The sequence below is a fragment of the Paenibacillus marinisediminis genome (genome assembly GCF_054343325.1).
The window spans coordinates 252,061-270,041 of the sequence record NZ_JBTGUH010000005.1 but is presented as its reverse complement, the minus strand read 5'-3'; the positions used below and the strand labels follow the sequence as shown (position 1 = coordinate 270,041).

The 17,981-nt window shown below is 45.3% G+C and carries 9 protein-coding genes; 8 read left to right on the top strand and 1 reads right to left on the bottom strand.

Annotation, left to right across the window (positions count from 1 at the left end):
• The first annotated feature begins 86 nt into the window (after positions 1-86).
• The 8 genes from ACXX53_RS13975 to gntK all read left to right on the top strand — a co-directional run bounded on the left by ACXX53_RS13975 (position 87) and on the right by gntK (position 16,414).
• Positions 87-1,634, top strand: a complete 1,548-nt coding sequence (locus ACXX53_RS13975; RefSeq protein WP_458569259.1) for a response regulator transcription factor — start codon at positions 87-89, stop codon at positions 1,632-1,634.
• A 160-nt stretch (positions 1,635-1,794) separates the two neighbouring features.
• A complete protein-coding gene (locus ACXX53_RS13970) occupies positions 1,795-6,129 on the top strand; it encodes a DUF7402 domain-containing protein (RefSeq protein ID WP_458569258.1) in 4,335 nt (1,444 codons plus the stop codon).
• A gap of 126 nt (positions 6,130-6,255) precedes the next feature.
• Positions 6,256-7,914 (top strand): extracellular solute-binding protein, encoded by a 1,659-nt coding sequence (locus ACXX53_RS13965; RefSeq protein WP_458569257.1) that lies wholly within the window; start codon positions 6,256-6,258, stop codon positions 7,912-7,914.
• A 123-nt stretch (positions 7,915-8,037) separates the two neighbouring features.
• Positions 8,038-8,928, top strand: coding sequence for an ABC transporter permease (locus tag ACXX53_RS13960; protein WP_458569256.1), 891 nt, complete (start codon positions 8,038-8,040; stop codon positions 8,926-8,928).
• Positions 8,929-8,944: 16 nt separating this feature from the next.
• Positions 8,945-9,823 carry a carbohydrate ABC transporter permease gene (locus ACXX53_RS13955; RefSeq protein ID WP_458569255.1) on the top strand — a complete coding sequence of 293 codons (879 nt, stop codon included), beginning with the start codon at positions 8,945-8,947 and terminating at the stop codon, positions 9,821-9,823.
• A gap of 210 nt (positions 9,824-10,033) precedes the next feature.
• Positions 10,034-11,668, top strand: a complete 1,635-nt coding sequence (locus ACXX53_RS13950) for a sensor histidine kinase (protein ID WP_458569254.1) — start codon at positions 10,034-10,036, stop codon at positions 11,666-11,668.
• Positions 11,669-11,781: 113 nt separating this feature from the next.
• Positions 11,782-14,250 carry a glycoside hydrolase family 38 N-terminal domain-containing protein gene (locus ACXX53_RS13945; RefSeq protein ID WP_458569253.1) on the top strand — a complete coding sequence of 823 codons (2,469 nt, stop codon included), beginning with the start codon at positions 11,782-11,784 and terminating at the stop codon, positions 14,248-14,250.
• Between the two features lie 607 nt (positions 14,251-14,857).
• Positions 14,858-16,414 carry a gluconokinase gene (gene gntK, locus ACXX53_RS13940; RefSeq protein WP_458569252.1) on the top strand — a complete coding sequence of 519 codons (1,557 nt, stop codon included), beginning with the start codon at positions 14,858-14,860 and terminating at the stop codon, positions 16,412-16,414.
• Between the two features lie 850 nt (positions 16,415-17,264).
• Here the strand turns inward: gntK and udk are convergent.
• Positions 17,265-17,900 carry a uridine kinase gene (gene udk / locus ACXX53_RS13935; RefSeq protein WP_458569251.1) on the bottom strand — a complete coding sequence of 212 codons (636 nt, stop codon included), beginning with the start codon at positions 17,898-17,900 and terminating at the stop codon, positions 17,265-17,267.
• Positions 17,901-17,981: the final 81 nt, after the last annotated feature.

Here is a 17,981-nt window from a genome sequence, read left to right as displayed (position 1 = left end):
ACGATGTTATCCTAGATGAGTATGATTAACGAATATAGAATATTGATATCTTGTAAACGCTATCCACTACTCCAAGGGGGATCACTATGTTCACGATATTAATAGTTGATGATGAAAAGATCGAAAGAGACGGAATCAAATTATTAATCGAGAAGTATAAGTATGATCTGCAAGTGATAGAGGCGGAGAATGGCGAAAAGGCTTTGGAGTATATTCGTTCATATCCTGTTGATATATTGTTCACAGATATCAAGATGCCATTTATAGGCGGCTTGGAGTTGGCGGAAGAAGTAAGCCGTATGGCGCCTGCGACGGAAATCATTATCTATAGTGCTTACGGCGAATTCGATTATGCGAGGAGAGCGCTTCACTATAATGCTTCAAGCTATATATTAAAGCCTATCGATATACATGAATTCAATGACATTATGACAAGTGTAATAGAGAAGTGCGCGATGAAGCAGCAAGAACAGATGAAAGCAGCTAAACTATTGGAAGGCTATCAGAAAGGCATCGAATACGAGAAGGAAAAGTGGCTGATTGAGCTATTGAGCGGGACGGCATCAGATCATGAGACCAAGCTTGCTGAGCAAGATATCCCGATTGCAGGCAAGCCTGTCGTATTAATGCTGATCGAGTTCACAGAACGAATATTCGATAAGCATAATGAGGCGTTCGCAGACATCGTCAATGAAGTGATTGACCGCGAATATGAGTGGCTGAACATAAATGAGCGTCAAAGTGTGCTATTTATTCATGTTTCAGACAAGCAGGAAGATATCCCGATCAAGGCATACAGCGAGGCGTTAACAGATAGGATCTCAAGGCATTTTCAGCGGTATTGCTGCATCGTATACGGCTCTGTCGTATCTGATTGGAAGCTTATCGGAGATTCGTTTGCTCAGATTGAACAGACAGCAGGATACAAATTTTTCTTTGAAGACAATGTGATCTTGTATACGGGTGATGACTTTATAGATTGCATTCCAACCCTTGATAGCGTAGATACGATTCTGGCGAATATATATCAATATATCGATGATGATGATTACACGGAAGCAACAAAGAGTATTGAACTTCTATTCAATCATTTAAGCCTCAAAGGAAACTCTTCTGCTATCTATGTGAAATATTTATGCTCGGATATGGTGAAGAAGGCTTGCGATAAGGCTGTCAAGAACCAAGATGTCGATTTTAAGCAAACGGTCGAACGCATATTTAAGAGTGATTCCATTCTTCAAGTGAAAGAAGTGGTTCTTCATGCTCTAAACGAAATAATTGGAGATAATGTCTATTCCGATGCGAATGAGACGAAGAGCCATATCGTGCTGCAGGTGATTCGGATGATTGAGAAAGAATTCATGAACGATATCAGCCTGGAGATTATCGCGAGACGAGTATCATTGAATCCTAGCTATCTGAGTCACTTGTTCAAGAAGGAGACAGGGCAGAGCTTAATTAAGTATATTACGATGTATCGGTTGGAGCAGGCTAAGGTCATGCTGCAAAAGACGAACATGAAGATTGTCGATATTTGCGAGAGCGTCGGGTACTGGAATTCATCTTACTTTTGTCTGACGTTCAAGAAATACCATGGTGTTAGTCCGCAGAAATATCGAGAAATGATAGGGTGAATAGATGCTATATACTAAAACTGTCGGTCTTGGGACCGGCTGTTTTTTTGTGCAATCTCAATTATTTGATATGTTTCTAAAATATTTAGCGTTTAGCTGAGTTTATGGGAGTGCTACGATTATTCTGAAATCTATATCTTTCGAAAGGTTGGATGATTTCATGAGGACAAAGTTAGCCTATGTGCTAGTACTAAGCATGTTATGGAGTATTTTGGGACCGCTTCCACCATCGGCGTCGGCCTCAACTTCCAGCAAGATCACGGATGTTGTTCAAAAGCCGTGGATGATCAAAGATGGCGATCAGTTGAAGTCGGAGACCGAACTGAGGATTGATAATCGTGGAGAAGTCTTCGATGCATGGGCGATGATAACTGTTGAAGGAAAACCGCCTTACATTCAATCGTTAGGCACATTAAACAAAGGGCAAAACTCCGTCATTGTCGATGTAGAAGAGCTGAATGAGGATGGAGATACGGTTCACTTTCAGATCTACGACAACGATGAGGGGACAGGCGCGCCTGTGATAGAAGTATCAAAGCCTCAAAAGAAGATTCGCCATTGGAAGGTGTTCGTTGCACATGATATGCACTTGGATATCGGGTATACGAACGATCAGCAGCAATTAAACAACGAGATCTTTCCAGGCTACTTAGATGATGCCTTCCGGTATATTGAAGAGACTGAATCATGGGACGAGTCGGATCGATTCAAATATCCAATCGAGTCTTCCTATATGCTGTACGATTCCGCTCGTTATTCGAGAGATGCGGACTGGTTCGAGACATTAAAGCGGAATCTGAAAGATGGAATGATAAGTTATCCGAGAAGCTACGTAAATACGGTGTATGGCGGACTCGGAACGGAAGAGTTAGCGCGGATCAATTATTTTTCATCCCGTTACTTGAAAGATCAGTTGGGTGTAGGTCCTAATGATGTTCTTCATATGACAGACAGCCCTGGATTCTCTTGGGCAGCAGTTGATTCGATGGTAGATTCCGGGGTGAAATATGCCATGCTGCGCCAGAATCCGGATCCGCTCGCTCCTTATCCTAAGCTATTCTATTATCAGGGGAAGAACGCTGATAATAAGCTATTAACCTATAATTATGGCCACTACAGCACCGATGAGATGGACTTCCGTAATGAAAATAGCAATGTGACACTTGCAAAGGCGACAGAGAAGATCATGGAGTACCATAATGAAATCTATCCTTATGACGCGATCGTCACTAACTTCACAACACCTTATGATAATCAAGGTATCACAACTTCTGTAAAGGACAATATCAAATTTTTAAATGCAAAGACGGACAGCAAAGGCCGCGATTATGTATACCCTCAATTTATCAGCTCAACAGTGAGTGATTATTTCAGTTATGTAGAAGAAAACTATAAAGAGCAGATTCCGACATTTACAGGCAATATGGAAGATTGGTGGAATTATGGGGTATCATCGACATCAGCGGAAACGGCTATAAACAAGGAGAATCACGATAAACTGCCTGCAGCAGAATTCTATGCGACGATGGCGAATCTCTTTGCCGACTCCTATTATCCATATGAAGATATCGCAAACGCTTACAAAAATATGATTATTTACGATGAGCATTCCTGGGGCAGTGAATTTCCTCAGCCTGATGATCAATGGCGTTGGAAGCGGAATAATGCCATATCTGCCAATCAGTTATCCGATCAAGTTATGAAGAGCTCGCTTACTGCTCTAGGGAAGGCCATTTCGACAGACGGACCAGAGATCGCTGTGTATAATGCGCTGTCGTGGGAGCGTTCTGATGTCGTCGCAGTTGAACCAGGACAATTGCCCAATCACTTTGACATAGTAGATAAGGAAACAGGACAACCGGTTGAGTACGAAAAAAGGGAAGACGGCACAGTAGTGTTTGTCGCTGCTAATGTACCAGGGTTGGGATATAAGATGTATAGCATTAAGGAGCGAAACGATGATCCTGTGTTTCAATCCAATGTGATCGCAACGTCCAACACGTTAGAAAATGATTTTTATAAGGTGACGTTTGACGAGACAGGAGCAATTGTCAGTATCTTGGATAAGTTGCATGGCAATAAAGAGATGGTTGATGTAACCGCTCCTTATCAGATGAACGAATATGTTTATTTCACAACGAAGAAGATGAGCCATGATGTACTGTCAACGCATCAAGTGGAGTCTTCGGAAATGACACACCGTGTTGGATCTGTATCAGGTACGATAACGGCTACAGGCAGCGCAGTAGGCGTGAATGATATGAAACGTAATGTTGTTCTGTATGATGAGCTTCCTCGCATCGATATCATTAACGAGGTTGATAAGTCTGACGCACCGTCTTATCAGACACAGGATGAGGAAGCGTTCTTCGTCTTCCCGCTCAACATGCCCGACTTTATGGTCCGGCATGAGATGCCGACAGGTGATTTAAGACCTTATGTGAATTCGGATATCCATAATCCTGAAAATGAGCAGTTCTACTCATCCAGCACAGCCTACTATACCGTGAACCGCTGGATCAATGCATCTAACCAGGAGGACTATGGTATCACCATGTCGCTGTTATCGAATCCAATCGTGCAGTATGGAGAGCGGAGATCTGCGCTCGGTCCTTGGGATTACAACATGGAGAAGCCATGGATCTATAGCTTTGTATTCAATAACAAATGGCATGTTAACTTCCAAAAAACACAGCCTGGACCGGTGACCTTCAAGTATTCGCTCACTTCCCATGAGGGAGGCGACTGGAAGCAAGGAAGAGCAGATCAGTTCGGGATGGAGGTCAATAATGTACTTCGAGCATCCGTGATCTCGGAGGAGCAGAAGAACCGAACCTTAAAAGCCAATCAAGGCCAGTTCCTATCGATTGACAAGGATCATGTTGTGTTAACCGCAGCGAAGCCTGCTGAGTCCAATGATGACGGAATTATTCTTCGCTTTAACGAAACGCTTGGTATCGATACAGAGGTCACCGTCGATTTAAGCCTTCTGAATCCGAAAGAAGTAACGGAAACGGATCTGGTAGAAAATGATCGGCAATCTCTTAAGCTTAATCAAGGAAAAGTGAAATTTCCTATAGAGGGTCACGGATGGAAGACTATTCGTGTAGAGCGTAAAGGGAATAAGCCGCAAAAAGTGAGCGAATTGTCAGCTGTTACAGACGACACCGGAACATTGGTAAGTTGGAATGCAGATAAGCATTCCGATGCTGTGCATTATGAGCTGTTTCGTGACACGGTCGCTGACTTTGAGCCGGGTTCAGGTAATTATTTGACATCGGTCAGTTCAAATCACTACTTTGACATACAAGTTAAGCCTGAACGTGAGCATGAGTATTACTATAAGGTCCGAGCAGTGAAAAGTGGCATTAAGAGCGATTATGGGAAATCGGTTGCTGCAGTGAACAAGGAGATTGCTGATCATCAAGCACCTAGTAAGCCGGAACAAGCTAACGGATATGCTCAGAGCGACACACGTGTATCGCTCGTCTGGAGTCGCTCTCTCGACAATGTGAAGGTGAAAGGATACAAGATTTATCGTGATGGCAATGAAATTCGTGATGTGTCGGCTTTCTACAACAGCTACCTGGATACAGGAGCAAAGGGCGGCGAGCAGTACGAATACACGATTAAGGCTTATGATTATGCGGGCAATTTGTCTCTGCCTTGTAACGTGGTGACCGTAACGACTAAGCCTACGCTTGTAGTAGATGGCAATATAGCTGGGCTGGCCACTGTCACGGCGTCGTCACAGTATAATGCTGACTATGGTGCTTCTAACGTAAACGATGGCCTATACGGCGTTCATGGCAAAGGCGAGTGGGCATCCAAGGGTGAAGCAGAGCTTTGGGTACGATTAGACTGGCCGAATAAGGTCATTATCAATCAAGTGGTGATATATGACCGGATCAATCTGGATGATCATGCGATGCAAGGGAAGCTGATATTCAGTGATGGAACAACAATAGAGGTTAACGATATCCCGAATGATGGATTGGATAAAAGAGTCACGTTCGATACGAAGCAAGTGAACTGGGTAAAGTTCGAAGTGACGAAAGGCAGCGGGGCTAATGTCGGACTATCCGAGATACAGGTGTACGAAGCGCCAAACCTGGCACGATCGGCAAAGGTAAGCGTCTCGTCGCAATACAATGATGACTATGATGCGAATAAAGCGGTCGACGGCATTGTAGGCGCTCACGGCACTGGTGAATGGGCTTCGAATGGGGAGTTGAATCCTTGGATTCAGCTGGATTGGGGTCAAAAGGTAAGAATTAGTCGTATTAAGCTTTCCGATCGATCGAATCTACATGACAACGCGAACAGAGGTATCCTTCTATTCAGCGATGGTACGGAAGTCCAGGTGGACAGCCTTCCAATTGACGGGGAGATGAAAGATATCACGTTCCCGGCTAAGGAAGTGACCTGGGTGAAGCTATTAGTAAAGGAAGGCACTGGATCGCATGTGGGCTTATCTGAAATTGAAGTTTATTGATGGATCGCGGAGAAACTCTAAAAATAGTCATATGATTCAAAAGAACTTATTATTTCGTAATAGCACATTATTTTCTACAATTTTGTATAGAAGGAAGAACACTACAAATCAATGAGGAGGTCACGCATGAAACGCAAATTTATAGCATTATTGATCTCAGTTCTTATGTTGTCCGTTGTTCTATCAGCTTGCGGGGGGAAAGAGAATAAAGCAGCCGAACCGGCTGATAAGGAAGGCTCGCCTTCAACAGAGGCTGCTGCGCCAGAAAAGAATTGGGATACCTTCACTCCATATAAGGATCAGGTAACCATCACACTTGGCCGACAAGGTGTCGCAGGCAATAACTTGCCTGCTGGAGACACATTGGAGAACAATCAGTTCCTCAAGTACGTAGAAGATAAACTTAATGTGAAGATTAAGTACGAGTTTTCAGTAGATGATGGAGAAGCATATAAACAGAAAGTCAATCTGGCGATTACAAGCACTTCCATTCCTGACGTGATGGTCGTAGATGAAACACAGTTCAGGAAACTAACTGAATCCGATATGCTGGAAGACTTGACAGAAGCCTATGAGAAGAGCGCATCGCCGCTCATTAAAGAATACTATAATTCATTTGATGGACGGGTACTCGATTCCGTCAAGATCGATGGAAAGCTGATGGCGCTGCCAGATACGAATCTCGCGGGCAATCATCAATTGCTGTGGGTGCGTAAAGATTGGCTGGACAAAGTTGGCATGCAGCCGCCTTCCACCTTAGATGAAGTTACTGCGGCAGCGAAAGCCTTCGTTGATCAGCAGCTGGGTGGAGAAGGCACGGTTGGTTTGACGGGGGACCCGAACTTATATATGGATGGCGCGTTCTTTACGCTAGATCCTATATTCGCAGTGTATGGATCTTTCCCACAGCAATGGGTTAAGGACTCCTCTGGTGAGATTACAAACGGTTCCATCATGCCGGAGACGAAAGAAGCGCTTGGCAAGCTCCGCGAAATGTACGCTGAAGGCTTGATTGATAAAGAGTTCGTAACACGGAAATGGAATGATAACGCTACCCTTGTTGCAAGCGGCAAGACAGGTATGGTATTTGCTCCTTGGTTCGCGGGCTGGATGTTGTCTGATTCGGTGAAGAACGATCCGACCGCTGAATGGATTCCGCTAACAGCGCCTATGGATGAGAACGGCAAGCGAAACCTGCTATTGTCCAAACCTTCTGGGCAGTATCTGGTAGTACGTAAAGGCTACGAGCATCCAGAAGCTGTCGTAAAAGCACTGAGCGTACAGTACGAGGGTCATCGCCTAAAGGATGAATCAGCCAAGTCGCTTTACGAGGGCTTGGGTGTTAGCTGGCTGAACTGGCCGTTCAATCTTCAATTGAACTATGAGGATGCTGTGTATCGTGATGCGGAAGCATTGAAAGTTGCATTGGAAAAACATGATTCTTCCAGCTTGGCACCGGATCAAGTAACCAAATATGATTCGCTCGTCATTGACGAGAAGGCACCGAAAAAGGATATTGCTCACTATGCGAACAAGCTTGCATTTTATATCGGCGGCCAAGAAGTAGAATCAGAGAAATTGAACAAGATTGAGCCAGTATTCTACGGACAGACGCCTTCTATGGTTACGAAAGGCACGAACCTGGCCAAGATGGAGAGCGAAACGTTCCTGAAGATTATTACGGGAGTAGAACCATTGGATAGCTTCGATACATTCGTCGAGAACTGGAAGAATCTTGGCGGAGACACGATCAGAGAAGAAGTCATTACAGAAGTGAACAAGTAGATCCGCATAAATAGAAGTAAACCCATAACGAGTCTAGATTAGTTGAGGCCAATCGAATAAGGTATTGCATATCCATCGGATGTTGGAATACCTTATTCATTATTTCTTAGGCGGGTGGAGCACTTGAAGCATACACGATTCATTGTCAATTATCACCTCATGCTCATACCAGGAATTATTCTGTTGATTATGTTCAGTATCGTTCCGATGTTCGGTATTGTGATCGCATTCCAGGACTTTATTCCAGCAAAAGGGGTATGGGGATCCCCGTGGGTGGGCTTGGATAACTTCAAATACATGTTCTTACTGCCTGATAGCTTGCAAATCTTTAAGAATACGATCATTATCGCAATCAGTAAAATTGTGCTTGGGTTGATTGTGCCATTTTGTTTCTCCTTACTGTTAAATGAAGCGAGACATGTACTGTTCAAACGGAGTATCCAGACGATCGTCTACCTGCCTCATTTTTTATCATGGGTAATCTTGTCCGGTATCTTGATCAATTTCTTTACCTTAAACGGATTCATTAATGGGATATTAGAATTTTTCGGCTTTGAACCTATTATGTTCTTAACGAGTAACTTTTGGTTTAGGCCGATATTGGTCGTGAGTGACGTGTGGAAAGAATTCGGCTTCAATACGATTGTTTATCTAGCGGCGATAACATCAATAAATACGACATTGTATGAGGCTGCTGCGATTGACGGCGCGAATCGGTTTCAGCAGCTGCTGTACATTACGGTTCCGGGTATGCTGCCGATTGTTATATTACTGACTACTCTCAGCCTAGGTAACGTGCTGAATGCTGGATTCGAGCAAATACTGAATATGTATAACCCTATGGTTTATTCCTCAGTGGATATTATTGATACGTATGTGTATCGGATTGGCTTACAAGAGATGCAATACGGACTGGCGACGGCTGTCGGTTTGTTGAAGTCGGTAATAAGCTTTATCTTAATCGTGTGTTCTTATAGATTAGCGTACAGGTATGCGAACTACCGAATCTTCTAAGTGAGTGTGATTTTATATGGTGAGAAAGTTTCATATCGCAGACTATATTATATACGGAATTCTTGCCCTAACAGCATTCGCATGTCTTGTTCCGATCATTAATACGATAGCGATATCTTTCAGTGGCAGTGCGGCTGCGAATGCCGGGGAAGTATTCTTCTGGCCTGTAGATTTTAGCCTGGCTTCCTACCAGAAGGTATTGGAGGATCATGCCTTCTTCACATCATTTGGTGTTTCCATTATAAGAGTACTTCTCGGTGGGCTGATCAACTTCGTTATTACAGTGATGATGGCGTATCCTCTATCTAAGACAACTAGAGTGTTTCCTGGCAGGAACATCTATATGTGGTTCGTCGTCTTTACGATGCTGTTCAGCGGGGGGCTTATTCCGTGGTATATGACGATCAGCAGCTATGGGCTGCTCGATACGATATGGGCGCTTGTGCTTCCAACAGCAGTGCCAGTATTTAACGTCATCCTTCTGATGAACTTCTTCCGTGGCGTACCGAAGGAATTAGAAGAAGCAGCCCATATCGATGGAGCAGGCCCGTGGAGAACGTTGCTTTCGGTGTACATACCAACAGCGCTGCCTGCGCTTGCGACAGTTACGCTATTCTCAATCGTCGGTCATTGGAATTCGTTCTTCGATGGCATGATCCTAATGAACCATAAAGAGAATTGGCCGCTGCAGACTTATATCCAGCAGCTGGTTGTATCATTGAACTCGATTATGAATACGACGGATCCGGAGGAACTGCGCCGCTTATCTTCGATATCGAATCGAACGTTGAATGCAGCAAAAGTCATGGTGTCGATGGTTCCGATTCTGATTATCTATCCGTTCCTACAACGATATTTTGTTAGTGGAATAGTGCTTGGTGCAGTTAAGGAATAATGCTCCCCTTAAGGCAAGGGAGGGGTCTAAAGCTCGAATCTCCGTTTTATGGAGATTTCGGGCTTTTTCTATCGAAACGTATACAAGGCGATCCAATTTCTGTTGTCTTAGGAAAGCGAGAATGCTACGTTTAGAGTGGACGAGTGCAGGGATGTCATATGAAGGGATTGTGGACGAAGGATGCACTATTTGACTCAATTTTTCGCAAACGTGAGATTTAAGCATAAATTATTCATTTCCTACTTGTTTGTCATCATTATACCTCTTATTGTACTCGGAGGATATTCCTATGCACAATCCAAGAATCTATTGCTGCAGCAAGCGAAGATGGCTCTAACAGACAATGTTGCTGAATTGGCAAATAATCTCGATTACAAATTTAATAAGTACAACGCCGCTATCGAATCCATCGTATCCAACTCCAGCATTAAGGAGATCTTTAACAACCACTATTCTAACTACTATTATATGTATGACGATCTGAATACCATAGTTGATCCTTTGTTCAATACGATCCTGTTCTTAAATGATGAGATCAATCAGTTGACAGTCTATACGGAGAATGAGATAACGGAACGCAGATATTCGATCATGTCCATCAACCATGTGACAGATAAGCCTTGGTTTGATGAGGTGATGATGAACGGTCAAACGAATTGGATCAAGGAAGAGGGTCGACTTCTTGGCGTACGCTCGATTGTCGGTGACGACATTGCCAGCCTCAAGAATCTAGCTGTTATCGAACTTGACAGTAAGAAGACTTTCGACAGCTTGAAAGAGCTGACAATTGATGATTACGGGGTGATGATCAAGGACCAAGATAACGAGACTGTCTTTGAGTATCAGCCCGGGCTTGATTCTGGAGTAAATCCCATTGATGATGACCATTACATCGTCATTAATAAGACTATTGCAGCTACAAGCTGGACAATGATGTTCTATGTGCCAAAGGATGCCATAGTCATAGATGCTAACCGTATATTACAGGCTACCATGCTGGCTATCGGCATATGCCTCCTGGTGCTGGTGCTGGTGATTTGGATATTATCCGCGACATTTGTCAAACGAATCTATCGTTTGAATATGACGATGAAACAGATCGCTCACGGTGATCTATCGGCCTATATCATGGTAGATTCTAAGGATGAGATCGGTGAATTGACCGGAAGGTTTAAAGATATGCTGCAGAGCATTAATGAGCTCATTAATGAAGTGTATCGCAGCAAGGTTGTGCAGAAAGAGGCAGAGCTTAAGGCGCTGCAGGCGCAGATCAACCCGCACTTTTTATATAATTCCCTATCTCTCATCAATTGGAAGGCTATAAATATTGAAGCCTATGATATCAGCCGAATCACGACGACCTTATCCAAATTCTATCGAACTACGCTCAACAGAGGGCAGGATGTTATCCGTGTTCAAGATGAACTCGAGAACACCAAGTCTTATGTGGAACTACAGCTTATTATGCATGACAGCAGCTTTGAATTTATTTATGAAGCTAATCCGCAAGTGATGCAGTATGACATGATCAAATTGATCCTGCAGCCCATCGTTGAAAATGCGATTGAGCACGGCATTGATAACAAGCGCGAAGGGCGCGGTATATTACGAATTGATGTTGATCTTATTGAAGATGATATCGTATTTACTGTAGAAGACAACGGTCCCGGCATCGCAGAGGAGGTTACTGCTATAGTGCTTAGCAAGCAATCAAAGTCCTATGGCTTGTTCAATGCGCAGGAGCGAATCAGAACGTACTTCGGTGAAGGGTATGGAATTACGATTCAAAGCGAGCTCGGTCGAGGGACGAGAGTACAGGTGCGGATACCAACATCCATAAAATAAAGAATGTGATATGTTTCTAAAAAGATTATGATATCTCCCCTATTCCACATCTTCTACAATGAAATTAAGCCTTCGGTGCAGTACACATTTCATGGATGGAAGGGAAGAACGAGATGAGTATAGTGAATAGACCACAGAAACGCTGGAAGATGTATGTGATTCATCATTCTCATACGGACATTGGTTATACCGAGAGACAAGAGAAGATTGAACAATTTCAAGTTGATTATGTTCGCCAAGCGATTGAAACGGCGAATGCGATACATACAGGGGACAAGCAAGACTGGAAGGGATTTAGATGGACGTGTGAAACGTTTTGGGCGGTCGAAAATTTCTGGTCGCGAGCATCAGATGAGCTTAAAGAGCATTTCATTGCAGCGCTGAAACGAGGAGATATTGAGTTGTCCGGCACCTATCTGAATATGACGGAGCTGCTCGATCACGACATCTTAACCAAGAATCACATGAAGGCGGCGACGTTCGCGAAAGAGCACGGAGTTCTTCTGAATTCCGCCATGACAGCAGATATTAACGGTTATAGCTGGGGATATGCACAGACGCTCGTTGATGCAGGCGTAGAACATCTATTGTCCTGCATCCATACACACCATGGCATGTATGCGACAGGCCGTAAGCAGTATCCATTTTATTGGGAGACCCCATCAGGAGATCGACTGCTCGTATGGAACGGAGAACATTATATGCTCGGCAACGACTTGGGTCTTTTACCGGGAGCGGTGCTTTCCTATACCATTAGGGATGAATTTATCGGAAGCGCTGTACCGGACAACCATTGGGAATTGGCTGAGAATCGGATTATGCGCTACTTCCGTCAGCTGGAGAAGGAGAATTATCCGTACGACTTTGCATTAGTGAATGTGATGGGGCTGCTTCGTGACAATGCCTCTCCGAACGGCTCGATCATGGAATTTATCCATGAATGGAATGCTAAGTTCGGTGATGTCGTTGAGATTGAGATGACAACATTAAGCAGATTTTTCAGCCATGTGAAGCAACAGGCCGATCCAGGCAGCATCCCAGTCTATCGAGGAGATTGGCCGGATTGGTGGACAGACGGCGTGGCTTCGACCGCCATGCATACGCAAATATTCCGAGATGCGCAAAGAACGCTTCGATTAGTCAAGCAGCTTGACCCTAAGTGTGAAGTAATCAGACCAGACGTAATTGATGAAGCGGAACATCAGCTGACGATGTATGCCGAACATACATGGGGCTATCATTCATCGGTCTATGAGCCATGGCATCCGTTGGTGCAAGCCTCGGCAGTTCGCAAAGAGTCGTATGCTGCTATGGCAAACCGACTTGCGTTTACTGCGTTGGATGAGGTGCTGCATCAGCATGGAGAGCTGCTGCTCGCACCAGGACGACCGTTTCGCTTCAAAGCCATCAACCCATTCGGTCATGCGGTGGAGGATATGGCGTATATATATCTGGACGGTTGGGAGCCTCCGATGTTTAATGAAGGGGTTGAAGTAATCGATGCGGAGACCTCTGAAGTATATGAACATCAAGTTGACTGGGTAAGCCGTGGATTCCAGATTGCGATCCAGATTAAGCTGGATCCGAAGGAGGAGAAGGTCGTATATCTTCGTCAGACGGAGCATCAGGAAGGCGCTACGACAAAAAGCAGCCGCTTGAAAGGGAATGACGGCGTATACGACATGAATGATCTCATCGTGCTCGTTCCCGAGCAGAAGCAAGGGCTGCAGATTACAGAGTCATCCATCGAATCATCGTACGTCCGTATTTCGTGGAAAGATGGTCAAGGTATTACTTCATGGTACGATAAGCAGGTGAATCGCGAGATGATGTGCGAAGGCAGTGAACATGGCGCTTTCACGCCTATATATGAAGTCACGCCTGTACCTAGCGTCGGCCAGATGGCTGAAGTTCGACGCAAGATGGGACGCAACCGCAAAGGAATCGATGTTAAACGTTCGAGCGGCTGCTTGTGCGGTGTGAAAGAAGTGACGAACGGCAAATTATACGGTGTAGTGGAACTGACGTATAAGATCGAAGGGATGAGCTATTTCTCCTTATTCTTGAAGGTATATACGAACAGCCCACGTGTCGATGTATCTGTACGAATGCATAAGGAAAGTGTCTGGGAACCTGAGAACGTATACATTGCATTGCCGCTTCGAACAGGCAAGGCACAAGAGCAGCTATGGCTGGAGAAAGCAGGGGCGCTTATACGCCCAGGGATCGATCAGTTGCCAGGTACATTGCTCGATTATTATAGTATCCAGGAAGGCTTGGCTTATATTTCGGATGATTATGGCCTATCCATCGCAACGCCAGATACTCCGCTTATGCAGGTTGGTCCGCTTGCATATGGAACGAGAAAAGTAAACGGTCAACAGCAAACAGGGGAATACGACCAATTATATGCATGGGTGCTAACGAATTATTGGGAGACGAACTTTAAAGCGACATTAGGCGGTTACTACGAGTTCCGCTTTATGGTGAATTGGGGAGCAGACATCCAAACGGCTGAACAGGCTATTCAGAAGTGTCATTCAACAAATACAGGTCTGTTATGCGTTCGCACAAAACAGTAAAGGCAGTCGATTTGAATTGCACCTCCAATTGTTAGATACATCTAATAATTGGAGGTGCAGTTTTTATGTAGAGGCTTTCCCTGCACATTTTAGTATTTCCTCACTATCACCAATTAAAAGAAGGGTAAGAGATTTTGAAAAACCTGAGTTCAAAACAAGGAAAAATCACCAAACAAGACAAAACGAAAGCAGTCTATAAATAAGGCATGACTTTTCGGTGATGGCGCTATTGCAGTTTTCAGGTATAGTAGGAGAGGTTGCGTCAAACTTTTTAGACAGTAATTTTGAAGCGAAGTCCCAAATCAGAAGTTGGTAACAGGCATTAGCGAGCTTGAGGATGCCCCTGCGCGAGAAGCGCTCATTTGCAATGGAGCCTTGAAGCGGCTGGTTATAGAGCTAACCTTCATAAGGCACATCTAATAGCTGCTTCACAAGTCTGCCGCAGTCGATGAAGGCAGAACCCTACCATGTGGCGAACATGCTATGATGATCGCTCATCGTGAAATATAACTTGGAATGTGCAATCATTTTCCGTTACCATTAAGGGTATAGAGCTTACAATCGGAAGAATCAAAACCGTCAATGCTTATGATAAGGAGAGAAGCACATGAAGGCGCATGGATCCTATTACATAGGAGTCGATATCGGGACAACAAGCACCAAAGCCGTTCTCTACGGGGAACAAGGCAAAGTTATCCGTACACATCATATCGAATACGCTCTGTTCAGTCCTGCTCCATCCATTGCCGAACAAGATCCTGATGAAATCTTGCAAGCCGTAATCGGAACGATTAAGGCGGTGCTTCAACAGCAGGAGGGGCATCATAATGCGGCTGATCATGTGGCATTGGTATCCTTCAGTTCGGCGATGCACAGTGTGATTGTGATAGACGATAGGGGGAACCTGCTGACACGCTGCATTACATGGGCGGACAGCTGTTCGAGCAAGATGGCGGATCGAATTCGCACGGAAATGAACGGACTAGAGATCTACAGCAGAACGGGGACTCCGATTCATCCCATGTCGCCGCTTACGAAGATTGCTTGGATACGTGAGGAGAATCCGGACCTGTTCTTAAGGGCATATAAATTTATTGGCATTAAGGAATATATCTTTTATAAATTGTTCGGTCGCTACGTGATCGATCATTCGCTTGCTTCTGCTACGGGGCTGTTCAACCTGAAAGAGTTGAAGTGGGATGAAGGCGCTCTAGAAGTCGCGGGCATAACGCCAGAGAAGCTGTCGGAGCCTGTTCCTACGACTACCATCTTCACGAAGTTGGATGAGGCGTACGCTCAGGAGCTCGGCATCTCCCCTGAGACGCCGTTCATCATCGGTGCGAGCGATGGCGTTTTATCCAATCTTGGCGTCAATGCGATCGAGCCGGGTACAGCAGCTGTTACGATCGGAACGAGCGGAGCGATTCGCGCAGTCACAGATAAGCCTGTGACAGATCCGAAGGGCAGAACCTTCTGCTACGCGCTAACCGAGCGCCATTGGGTAGTTGGCGGTCCTGTTAACAGCGGCGGGATGATCTTTCGTTGGGTTCGCGATGAGCTGGCACCTTCTGAAATGGAGACCGCGAAACGTCTAGGTATCGACCCGTATGAGGTTCTGACTAAGATTGCATCCAGGGTACCTGCTGGTGCGGACGGGTTGCTCTTCCACCCGTATATGGCAGGGGAGCGCGCGCCGCTGTGGAACGCGGATGCGCGGGGGTCCTTCTTCGGACTTGGCCTGCATCATAAGCGGGAGCATATGATTCGTTCCGTGCTCGAAGGCGTTATCTTGAATCTTTACTCCGTCATGCTGGCGCTCGAAGAGATCATTGGCGTTCCGAGTAAGATCCAGGCGACTGGCGGATTCGCGCGATCTGATCTATGGCGTCAGATGATGGCCGACATTTTCAATCAGGAGATCCATGTTCCAGAGAGCTTTGAAAGCTCCTGCTTAGGGGCGGTAGTGCTGGGCATGTACGCAATGGGAGAGATCGAGGATTTCTCCATTGTGTCCGAATGGATAGGAACTACTCATGTGCATCAACCGATTCCATCTAACGTAAATGTATACCGAGAGCTGGTTCCGATCTTCCTTCGCGTTTCTCGACTGCTGGAAGAGGAGTACCATGCTATAGCCGCCTTTCAACACAAATGGGTCAACTAGGTACAGCAACATTTAGCCCACCATCTTGGAATGGTCTATCTCAGTTGGGACGTCGAAAACATGCATCTCAGCCCCAAAATCAGCCTGAAATAGGGCTGAGATGCCCAAAATTGACGTCTCGGCCGGCAGAAGCGCCTTGGCGAGCCGAAAACAAAGCTGAGACGTTGAAAATATGCATCTCAGCCTCAGAATCAGCCCAAAAAAAGGGCTGAGATGGACAAAATTGACGTCTCAGCCGGCAGAAGCGCCTCGGCGGGCCGAAAATATAGCTGAGACGTCGAAAACATGCATCTCAGTTCCAAAATCAGCCTGATATAGGGCTGAGATGCACAAAATTGACGTCTCAGCCGGTAGAAGCGCCTCGATGAGCCAAAAAACAAAGCTGAGACGTCGAAAACATGCATCTCAGCTCCAGAATCGGCTCGAAAAAGGGCTGAGATGCACAAAATTGACGTCTCAGCCGGTAGAAGCGCCTCGATGAGCCAAAAAACAAAGCTGAGACGTCGAAAACATGCATCTCAGCCCCAAAATCGGCTCGAAAAAGGGCTGAGATGCCCAAAATTGACGTCTCAGCCAGCAGAAGCCCCTCGGCGAGCCGAAAAACAAAGCTGAGACGTCGAAAACATGCATCTCAGCTCCGAAATCAGCCCGAAATAGGGCTGAGATGCACAAAATTGACGTCTCAGCCGGCAGAAGCCCCTCGGCGAGCCGAAAAACAAAGCTGAGACGTCGAAAACATGCATCTCAGCTCCGAAATCAGCCCGAAATAAGGCTGAGATGCTGAATAATGACATCTCAGCTTCCCAGCCCCTTGTTGGTCTATACAGACTTTATCTTGTAACTGTTGCAATTACGCTTCAGGGCATGTCCATTCGCTGGTCAGATACTTCTCCGTAAGGATGGTCAGCAATTGAATACCGACCGCATTATGACCGCCTTCTGGAATGATCACGTCAGCGTACTTCTTCGAAGGCTCAATAAACGCCTCGTGCATAGGCTTAACCGTACTTAGATATTGGTTGTGAACGGACTGGATGGACCGTCCGCGCTCCTCAATATCCCGTACGACTCGACGCAGAATGCGCACATCAGGGTCTGTATCTACAAATACCTTGATGTCGAGCATTTGACGGAGGTTCTCGTCGGACAACACATGAAGCCCCTCAATGATCACGATATTGTTCGGCTGAAGTTCAATCTTCTTATTCTCAAACCGAGAATGAGTTGTGAAGTCATATACCGGAGCATATGCGATCTGGCCTGCTCTCAACTGGTTCACATTTTCAATTAACAGCTCATTGTCAAATGCGAACGGGTGATCATAATTGATCGTAGTGCGTTCATCCAAGCTGAGATGAGCGTGGTTCTTATAGTAATTGTCTTGTGAGATAAACGTTACATTATCTGATCCAAGACGATCAATGACAGTACGAGCCACAGTTGTCTTGCCGGAGCCGGTGCCCCCGGCGATACCAATGATTAGCATGGCGATTCAAATAACCTCCCTGAGATGATGGCCTGTGCAATTCTAATATTGTAGCACAGCTTAATTTATTTTTCACATCGT

Coding starts and splice junctions, on each gene's coding strand:
- gntK (WP_458569252.1), top strand. CDS start 14,858: ATGAAGGCGCATGGATCCTATTACATAGGAGTCGATATCGGGACAACA.
- udk (WP_458569251.1), bottom strand. CDS start 17,900: ATGCTAATCATTGGTATCGCCGGGGGCACCGGCTCCGGCAAGACAACT.
- ACXX53_RS13945 (WP_458569253.1), top strand. CDS start 11,782: ATGAGTATAGTGAATAGACCACAGAAACGCTGGAAGATGTATGTGATT.
- ACXX53_RS13970 (WP_458569258.1), top strand. CDS start 1,795: ATGAGGACAAAGTTAGCCTATGTGCTAGTACTAAGCATGTTATGGAGT.
- ACXX53_RS13975 (WP_458569259.1), top strand. CDS start 87: ATGTTCACGATATTAATAGTTGATGATGAAAAGATCGAAAGAGACGGA.
- ACXX53_RS13965 (WP_458569257.1), top strand. CDS start 6,256: ATGAAACGCAAATTTATAGCATTATTGATCTCAGTTCTTATGTTGTCC.
- ACXX53_RS13955 (WP_458569255.1), top strand. CDS start 8,945: ATGGTGAGAAAGTTTCATATCGCAGACTATATTATATACGGAATTCTT.